The organism is Ectobacillus panaciterrae DSM 19096 (assembly GCF_000430785.1).
GTDB classification, from domain to species: domain Bacteria; phylum Bacillota; class Bacilli; order Bacillales; family Bacillaceae_G; genus Ectobacillus; species Ectobacillus panaciterrae.
On record NZ_KE387255.1, the window covers coordinates 19,314 to 38,472 of the forward strand.

Here is a 19,159-nt window from a genome sequence, read left to right on the forward strand (position 1 = left end):
GTTTGAAGTAATATTATTTGCTTCTCTGCCTCAGCCTTGGTGCTCTCCAACTCTCTATCCAAGTTTTTATTTTTGTCTTGAAGAATTTTTAGTTCATCTTCATAGTGTGTTAATTTTGTTTGAAGTAATTTGATTTCCTTCTCTTTTCCTGCCTTGTAATTTTTCAACTCCCTATCCAAGTTTTCATTACTCTGTTGAATTGATTCTTGCAAGGCAAATTTTTCATAAAAATCTTCTACTTCCGATTGTAATACTTTGATTTTCTCTTCTAATTGTTGCTGAATTTCGGAATTTTCCTGTAGATCTTTTTCATATTTAGTTTCTGTTTCCTTTAACTGGATCCTATACGCTTTACTCTCCTCTTCCAATTCAATAATCTTAGTGTTTGTAATCATCCTTTCATCTTCTGTATTTTTGAGCTGTGCTTTATATTCTTCAATATTTTTTAATAACATCAGATTTTTAATTTTCAGGTTTTTCAGCATATCGAAATGGTAATCCTCTTGATATTCTCGTACCTTAGATTTATATTGAGCCAGCTCACATTTAAGTTGAATAATAATTTGCTCGAGTTGTAGCTGAGTCAATTTATGACTGGTATTCCCTCTCTTTTGTTTCCTCTCCATCTTCTCACCTCTTTCCTCAATATAAATGCCTATATAACCAGATATACTATCTATATGTAAGGAGCGCTCCTATCGCCACACTTCCTAACTGAAAAGCCTTCATCATACAAAATCAAATACGTAACTTTTACGGAATCACCTTATAAGCATTGCGTACATATATCTATATAGATCAACTTGATATCTCACCATGTTTAAAAGTGGGTGTTTTCTGTCCCAACAAGGATGGGCCATGGAATCATGCTGGAACACAAAGATTCTTCAACACATGTCGGAAGAGAACTTTCATATGACCATGATCCAATTTGGAATTGCAAAACCGCTTCATCGATAGAGACTAAGCTGCACAAACCCGACTTATACGTTAAATCGGGTAAATCTCCAGAAACAACAAGAGTTTCAAGCTGAACTCCATTCATAAAAAAGCAAAAATGTTTAAAGTAACGCCTGAAGTTTTAACGCATCAAGTTTTATAAACTAAAAGTAATTAAAACCTTTGTTTCTCTATATACACGAAATGAACGGGAGAAAAAGCTAAATTAAAGAAAGGTAGGTTTAATTAATGTCTAATACACAAAATGAAGAAAGAAAATTGGAATTCAATGAGGTAAAAAAACAGTTGATACATGCGGAAAATCTTATAAATGATATTTCTGAAATAAAGTCCCTGCTTTCTCAAATTAACAAAACGATTCTTATCTACCAAGAAATAGAAACATATAAAGTGGAAATACAAAAATTGAATGAAACAATTATTAGTTACAAAACAAAAGAAACTGAACATAAACAAGAAATAGAAAATTTAAATGAAACAATCATCAGTTACAAAACAAAAGAAACTGAACATAAACAAGAAATAGAAAATTTAAATGAAACAATCATCAGTTACAAAACAAAAGAAACTGAACATAAACAAGAAATAGAAAATTTAAATGAAACTATTATCAGTTACAAAACAAAAAAAACTGAATATAAACAAGAAATAGAAAATTTAAATGAAACTATTATCAGTTACAATGCAAAAGAAAATGAATATAAACAAGAAATAGTAAATTTAATGAAAAAAATGAAAAATGGTGGTAGGGAAAAACAAATACAGTCTTTTAATTCTGTAAATCAGACAAAGCCTCCTTTCGAACAAAGAAATTCTGTTGCGAATAGAAATGATATCTATTCAAATCAAATAGCTCCTAACTCAACCAAAGGAAATACTCTAAATAGTAATTATGAAAATTACACTTCTCATATACATTCTAACTCTAGCCAAACAAACTCTCTAAATAGTAATTATGAAAATTACACTTCTCATACACGTCCCAACTCCGACCAAACAAACGCTCTTAATTATTATTATGAAAAAAATCCATACTTAAATAGCCAATCCCAGCATATTTCGAATCCCATTAATCCCTTTAAGAATTATAGAAATTGACTGACGGTTTTCGTATTTAAGTTGGATGTTTAAGGTATTGTACAGCGCATTCGAACTTATCGTTGACGTCTTTTGTTAAGGTAAAAAACAAATTTAAGGGTAAAATAGGAAATCACGAGGTTTTTTCGAAATTTCACCTTATCAAGGGGAGGAATCGGTCTGTTTGCAGCCCTTAAATGTCCAAAAGCTTATGAACGGGAGGGAATTCCCGATCATAAGCTTTAGAGTTGTATTACGCTCCTTATACGGAAGGGTGTTAGTAATGTGGATTAACAATAATACCCCAACAGATAATACTCCGTTAACATCGATCATTATTCTCACCTTTAACGGCCTTTCATTTACAAGGGAATGTATATTCAGTATTTTTCAATACACTAAGGAAAACTATGAATTAATTGTGATTGACAATGGATCTACAGATGGCACTCTTAAATTTCTTAGATCTCTCCCTAACGCTAAGGTTATCGCTAATCAAAAAAATAGAGGATTTTCAGGCGGCTGCAACCAGGGGTTATCGATTGCAAAAGGAGAAAATATCGTACTGCTTAACAATGATACCGTTGTTACAGAAGGATGGTTAACCCGGTTACTGTGGCGGCTTAATCACGACGGGTCGATAGGTATAGTGGGCCCCAGATCAAATATTATTGTGTGGCATCAAGCAATAATGCCAGTTTCTTATAAATCAATACAGCAAATGCAAACTTTCGCGAGTAAATGGACAAAAACACACCACAGACAAGGCTATGAAGTCGACCAACTAAGCGGTCTTTGTATGGTTTTTAAAAGAAGCTTAATCGATGTGATTGGAGGGCTTGATGAACGTTTTTTTCCCGGTTATTACGAAGATACTGACTTCTGTATAAGAGCTCAAATAAGTGAAAAAAAACTGTGGGTAGCAAATGACGTTTTTATTCATCACTATGGAAGTAGCAGTTTTAAGCTAAATAAAGAGATGCATGCGGAGATCCTAAAAGAAAGCAGACAAAAGTTTTTTGATAAATGGATGATGGATGATTTGAAACAAATTAGAGAAATAGTAGAACGTGAAAAGCCTTTTGATCAAGAACGTCACTATATCCCTTTTTAAAAAAGGTTACTTTATTTCAACTCAGTTAAAAGGCTCTCCTTGTTTAAATTTAGTCAAAAAGCTAGGTCCTATTCTCACTGGATTTGTTACAGGTAAGTTCAGTTTAACTGCCACTCGTTTTTCTATAGGATGAAGATGATTATTTAAATGAATATAATGGAATTCATCATTAAATAATACAACCTCTGGTAAAATAGTTATCTTCGGAGAAATTTTTCGTCGTTCCTGATTGTCGATTATATATCAGATGAAGGCCCTTTCACTAATGTCCCATTTGGAATACTCTTCGGCAAGTGAGTGTAAAGTTTCTGGAAGGCTTCAGGGCCTTTACAATATATCCTTAATTTTGATTATAAGGTAAAATTGAACAATATTGGTTAAACGATTCCAAAAAGACCAATTATCATCCCAGTGCCTAGGGAAAGAACTTGTCTTTGACCTATTAGTAAGTTTTAGTTATAAGACAGGTGTTATTGTACATATATACCTACTAAAGTAGCCCATACTTATGTTTTAGCGCTGCATCCCTTGTCAGTAAAGAGTTTCTAAAATTGTTTTTAGCTTATACAACAATGAGGAAGGTGGATTCATCATGCTAACATCTCGCGATGGAAAAATCCTTGAGGCGTTAACCCTTTTTCGTTGCATGACTAGGGACCAAATTACACATCTATTTTTTCGGAATCTTAAGAATCCTATTACAGCAGCAAATTCTGTTTTGAAAAGGCTAAGACGAGACAACCATATAGAAGCAAATACACAATGGCAACCCTATATTTACTTCCCTAGTCCTTCCACAATAAAGCCAAATTCACGAAAGATCAGCCATTATCTAGCTATTGTTGATTTTTACATCAAATTATGTAAATTTGAGCAACCAACCGTATTCCAAGTCGAACAAAGATACGGGCCTGGTTTTATGCAGCCGGATATCTTCATGGTATGGCGTAACACTCCATTCTTCGTAGAAATCCAAAAATCAAGATACACCACCGAGATAATGAAGGCAAAGCTAGAACGCTATGCAAGGTATTTTAAGTTTATGGGCTGGTGTCCTAGCCTCCCTAATCATACGGATAAAAAATTCCCTTACGTGTGGATTGTTTCAAAGTCGCCTTACCGTGTAGATATAGATGATGGCATTCGTATTATTCAGACCTCAAATGTAGAATCGTTTTTGCTGGAGCACATTTCCCAAACATAATTGTAAGTAAGTTATTCAATTTAAATATATATCGGCTATTGGTTTTATATACCAAAAAAAACTATATGTTCCACTTATAAAACCAATTTTTACCTACAAGTGACCAACTGTTTAAAATCGTATACAATTAATAAAGGAGGGGAAGATAATGAACAAAATCAAAGAACTTAGAAAGAAAAATGGCGATACGTTAAAAAGTCTCGCTGAAAAAATCAATTATGACTACAGCAATCTTTCAAAGATCGAAAGAGGAATTTACGCCCCTTCTCTAACATTATTGCAAAGGATCGCAAACATTTATGGGGTAGACATCCGATATTTCATCGAATCGAAAGGTGAAAAAGAATATACCCAAGCAGAACAACAATTTATGCAAGATTTAGATATTGATTCGGAAGAGCTTTTCAAAAAATATAATTTAGTTCTAGATGACCAAAAAATTACTCAGGAAGAAATGGAATTTATAATCGATATCATCCGAAAACTCCGTCAAACTATCCAAAAATATATACAGTAGAATATATTAATCATCTAAAATTCCAAGTGGCTCAAGAGAGGCTAGTGTGTTTGCTATGTACACAAATTCTTTACTATCCAAAGATACACAATGTGCAACTACTTCTATTACTTGCCCCTGATACATATTTGGCTTTAAAGCTACGACCAAGAATATATCTTGATTCGTATCAGGGATAAGGTAATAAACAACCTTTTTTCCTTCCCAAGCTATTCCACAAATTTTTTGGAGCTTACTAATTGATTCTTCACATATGAATAGAGCATTTAACCCCTTTCCAACTACCTCGTCCCGTGTTAAATTGACTACATCGAGCAATCCTTGATTGATATCTATCAAAATAAACTTTCCGGCCTGTTTTTCGAATTTAAATATCATTTCCCCGTGTATCTTTTCATATTCAGTTATTAACTTATCAAGAAGAGTGGGCAAGTTTACTTCATTTCGCATATTCTGTTTCTTCCTTTTTTACAAATTCAATTCTTTTACCATTTTATCACAATGCCTCGTTGATGATAACCACTAATTAGTAAAGTTTTCCAAATAAAAAGTTAAAATGACGTTTTTATCTATCACTATGGAAGCAGCAGTTTTAAGGTAGATAAAGAGATGCATACGAAGATATTAAAAGAAAGCAGACAAAAATTTTTTGATACATAGATGACGAATAATCTGAAACAAATTAAGGAAATAGTGGAACACGAAAGCCTTTTGATCAAGAACGTCACTACATCCCTTTTAAAAGGTTACTTTATTTTAGGCTCTGTTAAAGAATATTGTTGATATGTCGCAAAAAGAAAAGGACCTATTTTTTGGTCCTTTTGTATGTCTTCTATTTGAAGATTAGGAGCGATACTGTTTCAACAAACTCGTTCGAAGGCTTTCCGATAAAGCATCGACTTTATAGATCAGTTCAAAATGGTCCTAACCCCTTCTATATCATCAATATTGCCCGAATGTCCTCTTCGGTAAGAGCAAAAGACGCTTTCTCCTCAGAATCGATGATTTCTTCAATCAAATGTCTCTTTTTCTCTTGCAGTTCATTCATTTTTTCTTCGATTGTGCCTCGGGCAACAAGCTTGATGACCTGTACAACATTTGTCTGACCAATACGATGGGCACGACCAGCTGCTTGCTTCTCGACTGCAGGATTCCACCAAATGTCATAGAGGATAACGGTATCAGCACCTGTCAGATTGAGGCCTGTTCCGCCTGCTTTCAAGGAAATGAGGAAAAAATCACGTTCGCCTGCATTAAAACGATTGCAGATTTCCACTCGTTCTTCAGATGGGGTTTGTCCATCAAGGTAGAAAAAAGGGATTCCTTGAATCGCTAAATCTCTACCTATGAGCTCAAGCATTTTCGTAAACTGAGAGAAAATCAACACCCTTCTTCGAGAAAGCTTTGATTCTTCTACAATCTGCATCAGCTGTTCAAATTTCGCTGAGCTTCCTTTATAGCCGTCCACAAATAAGGCTGGGTGACAACAAATCTGTCGTAACCGAGTCAAACCAGCCAGGATTTTGATACGATTTTTCCTGAGTGTATCTTTGTCCAGATGCTTCAACGTGTCGTGTCGCAGCTTCGCCAAATAGGCAGCGTAAAGCTTCTTCTGATCAGGGAGCAACTCCACTGATTCCATCGACTCGATTTTTTCTGGAAGTTCTGAAAGTACATCCTCTTTTAATCTACGAAGCAAAAATGGACGGATCCGCCGGGCAATCGTTTTCCTTGAGAGGTTACTGTATTCCTTTAACCCCAGGAATAGTTCAGGAAAGACAACGTGAAAAATTGACCACAGCTCCTCTAGTGAATTCTCCACCGGTGTACCAGTGAGGGCGAAGCGATAATCTGCCTGTATCCTCTTCACCGCTCGTGCTGTTTGTGTCACAGGATTTTTAAATGCCTGTGCCTCATCAAAAAACACAGTGTGAAAGACTTGTTTCTCAAACCACTTTATGTCCCTGCGTAATAATGGATAGGAGGTAATGACAACATCCATATCCGTTACATCCTTCTGAATCTTGAACCTCTCTGTTTTATTGCCATCAATGACAACGGCTTGTACATCTGGGGCAAATTTCATGATTTCACTAAGCCAGTTATACGTCAAAGATGATGGGCAAACAATAAGGACCGGGAACTTCTTTTTACGTATGTCATGAAGCTCTGATAGAATGAACGTGATGCTTTGCAGCGTTTATGACGATAGGTAAGCTTTTGAATTCATCTCCAGCTTTTCCCCCGTCCCACACCGTGCGTGCACCTTTCAATGCACACGGCGTTCCATCGATAGAAATTTACTTCCTTCGTGGTTTTCTCCGTAAAGGTTTCATCACTGCCTACAACCTCACAGTTGTAAGTGTGTAATTAACTAACAGTTTCCGCTGGTCTTTTCAACGCTTTTTGGTAATTTTCGATTTTCTGCATACTCTTAGCTGTTCCTATGTTAGGTCTTCCGCCGTGTATTTTTTGATGACAGAACTTACATATCGTAGCCAGGTTTGGGACTTTATTTACCTCGTCAAGAGGTAGCCAAGGTTTTATATGATGACAGTGTATGGTGTCAGAATGAAGAGCGACGTCGCAACACTTGCATTTGCATTTGTCTCGATTACAAGCATATTCCCTGTTCATGATGTATTCATAGTTGTATCTTGGGCTGATGAGCTTGTTTTGCAGTGCCTTTGTCCGTAATTTCAGCATTTGTATCGTGTATAGCGTCTGCCTGTCCTTCAGGAAGTTTTTCCCTGTCATTCTTTCGTACAGTTTCCTTCCTTCCGGCGTATACGGAGTCAAGCCTGTTTTAATTCGAGTTTGCATTTTGCTTTTGGTGAAGCTGAATTTGGTCAAACCTATTTTTACACCATCTACTTCCAGATAGAAAATCCTATCATTCCGTTTACCGTGTCGGTTGGGCCTGTTTCGGACTTGGTTCGCTGGGATCACGTAGTTTTCCCATCTTCGCTTTTGTCCGTTACTTTTCATCTTGCACCATTTTTTATATGCCGCCATATATATTTTCTGGTCCGCTCTTTTCATAATATGAGCTGAGTGACATACCTTATAAAACTCTGCTATGCCTACGATTTTGGAGTTTATCAATTCAATGATATATCCATTACCGTATTGGTCTCGCTTATTGTGAATGGAGCGGATATCCTTGGCAATTTCTCGAACTTTTCCTTTCAACTTTTCGATATTCGGAAGGCTCCGACAGCTAATCCTCTTGGCTTTACTATTTGGATTTTTGTTGACAAAGAATTCGAATCCGAGGAACTTCATCCTCTTTTCTCTTAAGTCCGTTATGAGCGTTTTCTCTTCAGAGAGTTCTATCTTCAGAACGTGCTTAAGGTACTTCCTGCATTTGATTAAAATTGATTCGGCTTGTTTTCTATCTTCGCATAAGATTACCCAGTCATCGGCGTACCTTATAATTTGGCATTTCTTATGATACTTAGCTACTTTCTTCAAGCCTTGCTTGAAGGGGTTAGGAGCTAGTTGCCTTGCTGGGTGAGCTTGGAACATCTTTGCTATCATCCAGTCGAAATTGTTGAGATAGATGTTGGCAAGTAGTGGCGATATAATACCGCCTTGCGGCGTCCCTATGTCTTCCACATACTTTTTTCCATCCTTCATATAGCCCGCTTTCAGCATTTTCTTGATTATAGCCAGATAGCGTTTGTCCCTTATTCCCATCGCCCACATCATTTTGATTAGTTTGCTGTGATTGATATTGTCGAAAAATCCTTTGATGTCACCTTCTATGGCGACGTACATCTTGCTTCGAGTCACACGTCCCATGATTTCGGCTTGCGCATGCGCCACACTCCGGAAAGGGCGAAAACCAAAGCTGTATTCGTAGAATTTCGCTTCTGCGACGGGTTCCAGAACAATTCTGGCTAATTCTTGAATAATTCTGTCTATCATAGCTGGAATGCCTAGCGGTCTCTTCTTATCCGTTCCAGGTTTCGGAATGTACACACGCCGTACTGGACTAGGATGATAGTTATCGATGTAGTTTCGAATCGTTCCGAGAAGTGCCGTTTCATTCATTTGCAGATATTCATTTATATCTTTGTCATCCACACCAACTGTTTTACTTCCTTTGTTGGATTTAATGTTATGGATGGCTGTCAGGATTGTTTCCCGATGTTTCATAAGTTCTATCAAGTTGTAAAATGGTTCGGCGTTTTCTTTTGCTTTTGTATACATTTCATCAAGCATTTGTTTCAGACCAGATTCCGATTTGATTCTACGTGTGTTAACCTTCACGTCGTCTCATAACCTCCTTGATTTTAGGATTACAGGTTATGCGTGAATTGACTGTTTAACTCCCACGTTCCCCGAGGAACGGTTCGTATCCGTAGAATCTGTTAGTTATTATTTTCTATCGACTAGTGTCCTTCGCTAGGATAGTTTTGTGCTCCTTGACATTTCCACAGCGTTTCATCTGTTTTATAGCCAAATCATTGCCTATCCATCATCGCTACTACGACACTGCTGACTCTCGGCTAACTTCTTTGCTCCTTTTAGCTCCATTAGCCGAGTCTCAAACGTTCCAAATCATCTATCCCTTTGTTTTCATCCCTTAGGTGCCCTCTATACACCGAGGTTACTCTCTCAAGTTAGATTGACCTTAACTTCTTGAGTCATCTCGACAGTTTAGGCAAATCCGTCGAGAAGTTTCCTTACATTAGGAAAAGGTAAGGAAATTTCGCCTGTACCATCCTTTGACCTACATTAAGATAGCTATGGGTAACGGTGCGTACATGACGAGGGTTCGTCTTCGCTCACCATAGGATGATTTTAAGGACTACCGCCTCATATCGGGGACTGTAGGTTCCCGTCAGTAGACGACTTCACCTGGCTCTCATACCGCGGTTACAAAAGGATAACCGCCGCATGCAGGAGGCTCATAGATAGGATTATTCTTTCACAGGTCATTAATCCCATTTGGGGATTTCACCCAACAATTCGATGATTCAGTTAGAGCATTTCATATTGCTCTCGCAACTTCATGCTTATGCAGCATTTATATGCGAACGTTTCGCACTACCCAGTCCCATATCATCCGCAAGAATCCCTCCTAAGCCATAGCTGGCAAGTGTTTTCATCCATTTATAGCCGCGTTTTTGATAGTCTCGCAATATCGACTCTAAACTCTTCGGCACCTCGAACTCCAAACTGCCCGGATTGCGGATGTTTTCCAAGAACTGAAGGAACGATTCCTCTAACGTGAATGCATTATCATCAACAGAATCAAGCAGCTGAAGACCCCTGACGATTGGTAAATTCAAGCCACTTTCCAGATCTTCATTTTGGACTGGTAGTGCATTCAGAAAACGATTAATTTCTTCAAATTCCCTTGTCTCCAACGAGAGTAACGATCCGTTCCGCAAACGATAATACTTCCGTTTTTCCTCTAGAGCCAATAGAACCTCACGTATATGTTTTTCAAGAATGCCATCCATTTCAAATTTGAATTCCAGCCAATTGGTCCGTTCTTTTTTGACCTTTACCCTAACCTGCGGACGAGCATTCCCTCTGAAAATCCGATTTCTCACTGCGGTAGTTGCATATATTTGTACAAGTTTTTGAAGCTCGGGAACGACATGGTACAAAAACTCATACTCCAACTCTTCATTATGCAAAAAATATCCGCCGTCCGTCTTGGCAAACAAGCTATCCTCCATCAGCTGCAGGATCGCATCCTCCTTTTCCACATCCCTTATAAGCATAGAGCCTGCCCGGAGTTCCCGACTTTCCAATGGATTAATTACAATATTTTCATAGTGAAACTCCAGCCCAGCAAGCAGGCGATTTTTCACACGATCCAAGTATAGCTTGGTAATCAACGGTGTCTTCACAAACTGCTTGGAAATAGCTCCAGATATTTGGACATCGCCTAGTCTTTTCAAACCTGGAACCACTTTTTCCAGAAAAAAATCTATTTGCTCCTGAGGAATCGGAATTTGATTCGTTCCTGAAGCATCTAGCATCTGTTTTAGGTCTGAAAGACGGTTACAGTCCTCACTTTTCATCTGTATTAGTTTTCCTTCAGATAGGACAGACCTATATGAATTCAACACAACCATCCGATTCAGCCCATTGATTTTCAGTTGATAGCCTTTGCCCTCGGCTTCAGCAAAGTCAAACTGTAAAGAAAGTGGTTCGTTCGATAAGCGAAGACCGTCATACATATTCCAGTCATACTCCAGCTTCACCATTGGTGCTTTCTCAAGTATAGGAAAAAGCCTGTCCCAAGAAGATGGAGGAATCAGTAATATATGATTATCGCTTACATAATCTGATTCATCTGACAATTTTTCGATGTACACCTTTTCATCATGGATTACTTGTATGAGTTGCTGAATCACAGCATCTGTTTCATTTTGAAAGCAATGAAGGCTTGGGTCGTACGTGAATAAAATGGAAAGCACGCTGGGAATACCTTCTTTCACTTGCTCCAGAAAATCTCGGATATTTTGCACATGTGTCGTCCCGATCTTAACTTCTATTCCGAACATGTGTCGTCCCTTGCCTATGGTGACGGGTTTACACGTAAACTCTGTATCAAGCACTTGCCTGTTTTCAAAGTGAAGCTGATGGCTGCTTGGTCGTATAGGCTGATCATTGAAAAGGGTCAGCAAACCTTCTGTCAGTGCTTGATTTGTTGAAGAGTCAGAGTGTCGTTTGCTGAAGCTAATAGGGATTGTTCCTTGACGCTGGTGTTCGTAAATCGACAGTAAAACGGCCGCAATATGCTGACAATCCCTTTGAAAGGAAGCTAGCGTAGGGCAGCTGCATTTCGTGCGAAAGCCTCCGTTGGCATCCTTTTCAATGGTGACATGGAAATCTTCCATTCCTGTAACCGTTGCTTCACAACCACCGGGACTGTAATTTTCAAATGTCACGTTATTAGCGCGATATAAAGAGTCTCCTCTTTTGAAGGAGACTGTACCGCACATTTCTTTAATGATTTTTTGATTTAATTTTATATTCAAATGCCTTGCTCCTTCCTGAGGATATTTCGCTTCTGTTATCAAGGCTTGCTTATGTGAAATTGGTGTTTTGAATAAATGTGGTGCATGTATGAAATTTTGCATTCGTGCATTAATTACCCCTTGATAAAATCTACTTATCACAATTGTATCATAAGGGCGGAATATTTTTTATTGAACTATCCTCCCCCGTTAGCCATCCATGAAGCAAGGCTTCACCACAAAAAATGGAAGAAAATGCCGTTCTTACATGGTAGTTTAATAAGGAAATCAACAACATTCTTTAACAGAGCCTTATTTTAAAAAACGATCTTCCAGTTAAAAGGCTCTCCTTGTTTAAATTTAGTCAAAAAACTAGATCCAATTCTCACTGGGTTTGTTACAGGCAGGTTCAATTTAACTGCCACTCGTTCTTCTATAGGATGAAGGTGATTATTCAAACTAATATAATAGAATTCATCATGAAATAATACACCATCTGGTAAAATAGTTATCTCATTTGATAATGCTTCAATCGGCAAGCCATCTGGTAATTCGGCTAATAATTGGTCGCTGACTATTACAATTTGATTCCATTGGAATTTAAAATCTCTAAATGCTTTTTCATTTTTAATAAGATGCTTTTTATTGTTCTGTATATAGTATACTGCTGGATGTTCAGGAGACTTAATGAGCCTTTGATTTGGTAACAGTGTCAAGTTTAAAAAAATCTGGTCGTCAATAAAAATCCCCTCTTTATATTTAAAAAGAAACGGATCCGGGATTTTTACAACCTGGTTATGGTCATATTTCAGCTTTTCAAAGATTTCCGGAGAAATTTTCCGCCGTTCTTGATTGTCGATTATATATATCTCAGATGAAGGCCCTTTCACTAGAGTTCCATTTGGAATACTATTCGGCAAGTGAGCGTAAAGTTTCTGGAAGGATTCTGGGCCTTTAAAAGCGATATCTAAAGTTTTGGGAATAGGATAAAATGAATTAAACTTGGTTAAACGATTCCAAAAAGCTGCATCACCATTAAACCAATAAGCTGGATCATCATCCCAGTAGCCCCCGTGTTTCCTAAATATTTTATCAGCTATTTCTCGAGTATGCATGATAGAACAATGATCAACCAATCCGGCTGGTTTATTTAATATCCCCTTGGTATTTCGGGTAATTTCATATTGCATTTTTCCATTTTCATCTAAAAACCTTACTATCTGCTGGGAATAAACAATTTCTACTTGCCGATTTTGCTTTAGTACATCAACCATCACTCTAAAACGTTCAGATAAAAATATATTGTCATCGGTTAGATAAGTGATATATTTCCCTTTTGCCTTAAGCAACGCTCCATTTATCAGAGTGGCATATCTGGTTTTTTTATACCTTTCGCTATCTTGAATGTTACTGTTAAAATAATATATTCTCGGGTCATTTAAATAGCGTTTGATGATTCCAACCGTTTCCTCATTGGAGTTATCATCCATGATGAACAATTCCCAATTCCCCATTGTTTGAGCAAGTACACTTTCAATCGCTTGCCCAATTGTATGGGATTTGTTATAACTTGTCAAAATGGCCGATACGATTGGAGCCATATCACGTCCTCCTTATTATCCGGTTTATAATAATTATATGCACCCCTGTAATTAAGCTTGAGGCTTAATATTTATGTAAGCTGTATTTTGAAACATGTGACTATGTACTTGACAAATGAATTACCTTAGACAACACCAATGATCTTCTTCATAATCTAGACAAGAATCAGTTCATTTATATATATCCTAAATGAATTTTCGACATGAAGTTGGATTTTGTCCATGTCGAACTTATAAATTGGATTTATATAGATTGTGGAAATCAAGAAGCACTTATGAAGAAGATAAAATAATCTATATACCTATACAAATCAAAGAAATATGTGAATATGACAAGAGTGAAGAAACATAATATGTATCTAGAACAGTAAAAATAGTTCATTCCGGGATAAAAGTAAAAAATTCACATGAACAAGGCGACCTGCTCTGCTCCTACTCATCTACTTCACTGCCCCTTACATAAATCATTTGAAATATTTTATTCAGCTTCAAAGGAGACCGGAAAATCTTTATGAACTTAGGCTTAAAGACTACCATAGGGTTCCAAACAAGAAATCTCATTCGTTGAACCCGTGAATATTTACAAAAAACATCAGATGTAACTTAATAATTAGGGAGGAACTCATGTATGCATAATTTTTATAAATTAAACTGGAAAGCAGATCGAGTTGTTTTAGATAGCCTAGTTTTTCGTTTACAACATTTTAAAAATGATCAAACATGGGACTTAGGAGATCAATGTTTTATTTTTTATAAATCAGTGGAATTAATAAATCAATATGTGAATTTTTTTCAACTAAGACCTAATTTCAAACCTAAAAACATCTTAGAGTTAGGAATGTTTGAAGGTGGTAGTATTGCATTCTGGTATGAAATTCTTAATCCCGAAAAAATTGTGGGGATTGACATTAGTATTCAAGACCCATCCTACTTAAAAAGATACATCAGCGAAAATGGATTACAAGAGAACATCAAAATGTATTGGGGCACTAGTCAGACTGATTCTCAGAAATTAAATGAAATCTGCCTATTTGAGTTTCCAAATGGTTTTGATTTGGTTTTCGACGATGCTTCTCATTTATACCCATATTCTAAAAAAAGTTTTGAAATTCTGTTTCCTTTAATGAATCCGGGAGGAATGTATGTAATTGAAGATTGGGCTTGGGGACACTGGCCTGAATATCAAAAAATCAATGACCCTTACTTTACCGAAGAAAACGAACCTACTAAACTTGTATTTGAACTAGTAGAAGCTGTAGGAAGTCATTCCTCCTACATATCGAGTATAACTATATATGGGGGATTCGTAGCTATCGAAAGGTCAGCTACCCCTTGGTTAAATAACAACGAAAGTATTGAACTAAGTAAAGAATTTGAATTAGAGAACGAAATATCTAGACGCTCAAAATAAGTAACAACACTAAATCTGTATGTAAAATCAAATCTTTACTTAGCCTTTGGAGATAGAAAATTTTCATACACTTTTTACTATCCATTCTGTAGTCATCGTATATGAAAACAAATTCTCAATCTCAATCATTTTCTTGTAATTATTGTCTGATAAGGATCTTCTTTATTTACCTTGTAGTCAATAAGTTCCCACAAAGCGAAATATCTTTAAATAACTCAGGTATATTTTCCGGTTTAGTATTTAAAATCCTCTCATTAATAATGCTTCCCCTTTCTTATAGAAGCTCAGCTATGACTCTCTTGAAATTCTTGCTACCCTTATATTTCCACCCCATTAGCTTGTAATGCTTTTTTCACGGATTCCAAATACTGCAAATTATACCTTTTGTCCGGCTCCAAGTATGCTCCTTCAGCCCATTCATTCCACGCATTAATAAATAAAAACTCGCTTTTGTACACAAATTTTGCTCTTTGTATTTGCATTGTTAAATATCGATAAAACTTTTCAGGGGTCGAACCAACAAAAACTCCACCATTCGCTCCTTTTCGAGGCGTATTATCCCAATCAACGAAAGCACCTGGAAAAACTTTTTTATGCCGTTGAGATGGATGTCTATTTAGGATACATTCCCACACCTTATCATAATCTATTACACCATATCCATGTATCGCCTTCCAAAGACGTGAACAGTTCCCATGAATAAGTGTGTACATTGGCTCAAACTCAACACTGGCATCAAACCCCTTAGTATTAGGAATTGAAAAGCTATTCAGTGTCTCAACAAAGAAGATACCCTTTAAACCATTTTGTTTAGCTAAAACATTCCAGTAAGCTAACATCTCTTCACATCGCGGAATATGGTCTGGTCTATATATAATAAATAAAGGTTTATCATCAACACGAATATACCTCTTATCTTGAAAAGCCTGTATTAAATAATCAAAATGTTCTTTCCAGTCCTCCTTACCTCCATAATCCTGTGGCATTAAAACGTTATGTTCTAGCCCATCCCAGCTCCTAGTCCAAGGTTCATTAGCCCATGACAGACAAAAAGGAAAATCAGGTTGCCCAGATTTTAAAACCTCATTAAATGGCCTCTCTAACAGTCTTTTTCCTTTAAACCAGTAATGATAATAACAAAATCCGTGTATACCATGTTGCTTAGCTATATCAGCCTGCCACTTCCTTACTTCAGGTCTAGTTAAATCATAATAAAAGTCATTGTAAGGTTCCCTTGGCTGATAATGTTCCGGAAACAAAGGCATTGCTTTACGTGTATTAGTCCACTCTGTAAATCCCTCTCCCCACCATTTATCATTTTCGGGTATCTGATGGAATTGTGGCAGGTAGAAAGCTATTGTTTTCAAATAAATTCCCCCAATCTTTTATATTTTGAAATAAAATAATATTCTTCTAGCGAGATAGTGTATTACCTTTATTAATAATTCTAGCTATTCTCCTCTACAGCCTTTTTAACCTCTTCTAGGTACCGAAACCCATATCTTTTATCAGGTTCTAAATAAGTACCTTCTGCCCACTCATTCCAAGCGTTGATAAATAAGTAATTACTATTATAAATGCTCTTTGCTCTTTGAATCCGCACGCTTAGATACTTCCCAAACTTCTCGGGGGTTGCACCTCTATAGATTAACGCATTTTTTTTAAGTCGGGCTGTGTTATCCCAATCTACAAAAGCGCCTGGTATAATAGGGTTATTATTCTTATCCTGCGGAACTCTACTTACTATACGATCCCATGTTGCGTCATAATCTGCAAACATAGGCCTATATGGTGAATCCAGTATATGCGGGTTGGGTAAATAATCATGGCGCAGGGTATACATAGGCTCAAATTCAACACTCGCATCGAAACCATTTTTTTCAACATAAGGGAACCCATTTAATGTTCTAATGAAATATATACCATCTAATCCTGCTTCTTTAGCTAAGTCGTTCCAGAAATTAAGCATTTCTTCACAGTGCTGTATAAGTTCTGGTCGATATATTAAAAAAACAGGCTTATTATTTATACGAATATATCTATTATCTAAAAATGCTTTTAATAGATAATCGAAATGCTTTTTCCAATCTTCTCTATGACCGTATTCTTGACCTATTAATATATCATTATTTCCCCCGTCCCATGTTCGAGTCCATGACTCATTTGCCCAAGAAAGACAGAAGGGAAAATCAGGCTCCCCTAACCTTAAAACTTCATTGAATGGTCTCTCTAAAAGTTGCTTGCCTTTAAACCAATAATGGTAGTAACAAAAGCCGTATATTCCATATTTTTTCGCAATTTCAGCTTGCCACCTTCTGGTTGTAGGATCTGTTAAGTTGTAATAATAATTATTAAGTGGTTCTCTTGGTTGATAATGCCGGTGGAACAAAGGTTGGGCCCTCCGTGTATTAGTCCATTCAGTAAACCCTTCTCCCCACCATTGGTCATTTTCCGGTATTCTATGAAATTGGGGTAAGTAAAAAGCTATTATTTTCAATACTCATACCTCCTTCATATAAAACTTAATATCCCCTCTCAATCTACGTACATTCCTCACTAAGCACTATAGTTATTAACTTTGAAATTCTATGATAAAAAGTATGCTCATTCCGAATCCTGTCTAATGCCCTTCCTTCCATCAACTTTCTTTCTTCTTCGTGAGTTAAATAATATTCCACTTTCCTAACGAAATCTGCGGAAGTATCATATGTGACGACATCATAGCCCGGTGTGTAAAAGTCACTTAAATCAGAGCGTTCATCAGTTAACTGAAAGGCTCCGCAAGCAGATATTTCAAAAGTCCGAGGATTAAGGGATAGAGCCTTTATCTTTCCACTATTCTGATTGATTCCATCAGGGGCTAACTGTAATTTGTTAGGATCGATAACTGAATGCCTTGCCCCCTCATTACCTCGATTAAAATTCGCATCACCAGAAGAACGATGTAAATTAATTACAATTTTTGCCCCATTATAATAATTTGCCGTCTCTTCAGGTGATAGCCAGCGATTCAAGTAAATTTTGTGCCTCAGCAGTTGATAATTTTTTAAACGATCCCACCATAAACCTGAAATCATTATATTTTTACTTACTAGGTAATCCGCTATGCTATCAAAAAATTCTACACGATTCCAAAATGCGTTTCCAATAAACAGAATGTCAGTATTATAATTTTTATCAACGTTTTTGGGATAGTATATATTTAAATCTACAGCGAGTGGTAAGTGATAGACATTTTTGCAGCCTAATGATGTATAGAAAGAAACACAATTTATTTCTTGTGTGAATACAAAGTCATAGTAGGGGGTTATTACTTTTGTAATGTCGGTATAATAAGGGTCATCTGTCATCCATATTACAGTTTTAAATCCATACTTCTTTAGTGCATCTACCTTATCACAAGCTAACTGAAAGCCACAGAATACAAGGACAAGGTCTGGTTTAGTTCTCTGAGCAATAGAAAGTAAATCATCTTTCGGGAGGGCTACATGTAATTCTTGAACGTTTCTTTTCAATGCAGCGATGATACTTCTTTCCAATGGGCTGTATGGAGAGTCATATCCTGACTTTACAAACAAAACACTAATATCTGAAAAAAGTTTTTTTTCAATAGTACGGGTAATTAGAGAACCTGTAGCATTAGGTAAAGTTCCATTATCAAATTTCCAATAACCAAACATGCCATTTTCACTTACTATCTGTTTTTCATCTTCCCTAATTTGTTGAGGTAACTTAGGAGAACTCCAAATTGTAATATCCCTTATAAATCCTATATAAAAACCATATGGATCATAACCGCCAAAAATTCCAGATGCATATACATTTTGCTTTAAACTTCTTAATCCTCTCCTCCTAAACTGACCATTAATATATAGAATAGGTATTTTATCTCTAAAAACTACAGTGATGTGTGTCCAATCATTAATTGGTATAGGATATACCAATAGAGCCGGTAAATGATCGGCAGTATGTTCAAATACAGCTATTCCGTTGGTTCCTACTGAGATTCCTATGCCTGCTTTTGTCTTTATCTCTCCGTGTCCTGGACCAATCACATATCTCTGACCTTTTATACCGGTAACTCCCGTATAGGATTCTTGAACTAATTGAATGGATGCCGTTGGTTTAACATAGAATTCATAAGCAAATGAATTACTAACTTCTTCAAATATAGTGCTGATTACCATGTTTTCTTTTCCTGCAAAGTACATAGCCTGTTCCTCCACAGTATCCTCCCGCTCCTATCTTCTTTTGTCACTATTACCAGATTAAAGATTGTAACTCCAGCT

The 19,159-nt window shown here is 36.6% G+C and carries 13 protein-coding genes and 1 pseudogene; 5 read left to right on the top strand and 9 right to left on the bottom strand.

Features of this window, described 5'->3' with window-relative positions:
• Nucleotides 1–626, bottom strand: a 626-nt coding sequence (locus H540_RS33905; RefSeq protein ID WP_034672142.1) for a GumC domain-containing protein, incomplete at its 3' end; no start/stop codon positions are given.
• Nucleotides 627–1,188: 562 nt separating this feature from the next.
• Between H540_RS33905 and H540_RS0128115 the strand changes: the two genes are divergently transcribed.
• The 4 genes from H540_RS0128115 to H540_RS0128130 all read left to right on the top strand — a co-directional run bounded on the left by H540_RS0128115 (nucleotide 1,189) and on the right by H540_RS0128130 (nucleotide 4,872).
• Nucleotides 1,189–2,058, top strand: coding sequence for a hypothetical protein (locus tag H540_RS0128115; protein WP_028403405.1), 870 nt, complete (start codon nucleotides 1,189–1,191; stop codon nucleotides 2,056–2,058).
• Between the two features lie 262 nt (nucleotides 2,059–2,320).
• A complete protein-coding gene (locus H540_RS0128120; protein ID WP_028403406.1) occupies nucleotides 2,321–3,151 on the top strand; it encodes a glycosyltransferase family 2 protein in 831 nt (276 codons plus the stop codon).
• 592 nt (nucleotides 3,152–3,743) lie between these two features.
• Nucleotides 3,744–4,355, top strand: a complete 612-nt coding sequence (locus tag H540_RS0128125; RefSeq protein WP_028403407.1) for a replication-relaxation family protein — start codon at nucleotides 3,744–3,746, stop codon at nucleotides 4,353–4,355.
• A gap of 148 nt (nucleotides 4,356–4,503) precedes the next feature.
• Nucleotides 4,504–4,872 carry a helix-turn-helix domain-containing protein gene (locus H540_RS0128130; protein WP_245592384.1) on the top strand — a complete coding sequence of 123 codons (369 nt, stop codon included), beginning with the start codon at nucleotides 4,504–4,506 and terminating at the stop codon, nucleotides 4,870–4,872.
• Nucleotides 4,873–4,878: 6 nt separating this feature from the next.
• On the opposite strand, the gene H540_RS0128135 is transcribed toward H540_RS0128130, so the two are convergent.
• From H540_RS0128135 to H540_RS0128155, 5 genes and pseudogenes are all read right to left on the bottom strand, one after another.
• A complete protein-coding gene (locus H540_RS0128135; RefSeq protein ID WP_028403409.1) occupies nucleotides 4,879–5,322 on the bottom strand; it encodes a hypothetical protein in 444 nt (147 codons plus the stop codon).
• A gap of 484 nt (nucleotides 5,323–5,806) precedes the next feature.
• Nucleotides 5,807–7,072: pseudogene (locus H540_RS31135) on the bottom strand (DEAD/DEAH box helicase); the annotation flags it as partial.
• Nucleotides 7,073–7,242: 170 nt separating this feature from the next.
• Nucleotides 7,243–9,147: a group II intron reverse transcriptase/maturase gene (gene ltrA, locus H540_RS0128145; protein ID WP_028403410.1), complete on the bottom strand. Its 1,905-nt coding sequence runs from the start codon at nucleotides 9,145–9,147 to the stop codon at nucleotides 7,243–7,245.
• A gap of 749 nt (nucleotides 9,148–9,896) precedes the next feature.
• Nucleotides 9,897–11,879 carry an SNF2 helicase associated domain-containing protein gene (locus H540_RS31140; RefSeq protein WP_081415320.1) on the bottom strand — a complete coding sequence of 661 codons (1,983 nt, stop codon included), beginning with the start codon at nucleotides 11,877–11,879 and terminating at the stop codon, nucleotides 9,897–9,899.
• Between the two features lie 296 nt (nucleotides 11,880–12,175).
• Nucleotides 12,176–13,459: a glycosyltransferase family 2 protein gene (locus H540_RS0128155; RefSeq protein ID WP_028403411.1), complete on the bottom strand. Its 1,284-nt coding sequence runs from the start codon at nucleotides 13,457–13,459 to the stop codon at nucleotides 12,176–12,178.
• A 628-nt stretch (nucleotides 13,460–14,087) separates the two neighbouring features.
• Here H540_RS0128155 and H540_RS31640 point away from each other — a divergent pair.
• Entirely contained in the window at nucleotides 14,088–14,870 is a 783-nt protein-coding gene (locus H540_RS31640; RefSeq protein WP_051317329.1) for a CmcI family methyltransferase, read from the top strand.
• Between the two features lie 317 nt (nucleotides 14,871–15,187).
• On the opposite strand, the gene H540_RS0128165 is transcribed toward H540_RS31640, so the two are convergent.
• From H540_RS0128165 to H540_RS31645, 3 genes are all read right to left on the bottom strand, one after another.
• Nucleotides 15,188–16,237, bottom strand: a complete 1,050-nt coding sequence (locus tag H540_RS0128165; protein WP_028403412.1) for a glycosyltransferase WbsX family protein — start codon at nucleotides 16,235–16,237, stop codon at nucleotides 15,188–15,190.
• Between the two features lie 80 nt (nucleotides 16,238–16,317).
• The gene (locus H540_RS0128170) at nucleotides 16,318–17,367 is read right to left on the bottom strand and encodes a glycosyltransferase WbsX family protein (RefSeq protein WP_028403413.1); all 1,050 of its coding nucleotides are present in this window, start codon (nucleotides 17,365–17,367) and stop codon (nucleotides 16,318–16,320) included.
• 43 nt (nucleotides 17,368–17,410) lie between these two features.
• Nucleotides 17,411–19,096, bottom strand: coding sequence for a glycosyltransferase family protein (locus H540_RS31645; RefSeq protein WP_051317330.1), 1,686 nt, complete (start codon nucleotides 19,094–19,096; stop codon nucleotides 17,411–17,413).
• Nucleotides 19,097–19,159 lie beyond the last annotated feature (63 nt).

Coding starts and splice junctions, on each gene's coding strand:
- H540_RS0128115 (WP_028403405.1), top strand. CDS start 1,189: ATGTCTAATACACAAAATGAAGAAAGAAAATTGGAATTCAATGAGGTA.
- H540_RS0128120 (WP_028403406.1), top strand. CDS start 2,321: ATGTGGATTAACAATAATACCCCAACAGATAATACTCCGTTAACATCG.
- H540_RS31640 (WP_051317329.1), top strand. CDS start 14,088: ATGCATAATTTTTATAAATTAAACTGGAAAGCAGATCGAGTTGTTTTA.
- H540_RS0128135 (WP_028403409.1), bottom strand. CDS start 5,322: ATGCGAAATGAAGTAAACTTGCCCACTCTTCTTGATAAGTTAATAACT.
- H540_RS0128155 (WP_028403411.1), bottom strand. CDS start 13,459: ATGGCTCCAATCGTATCGGCCATTTTGACAAGTTATAACAAATCCCAT.
- H540_RS0128130 (WP_245592384.1), top strand. CDS start 4,504: ATGAACAAAATCAAAGAACTTAGAAAGAAAAATGGCGATACGTTAAAA.
- H540_RS0128125 (WP_028403407.1), top strand. CDS start 3,744: ATGCTAACATCTCGCGATGGAAAAATCCTTGAGGCGTTAACCCTTTTT.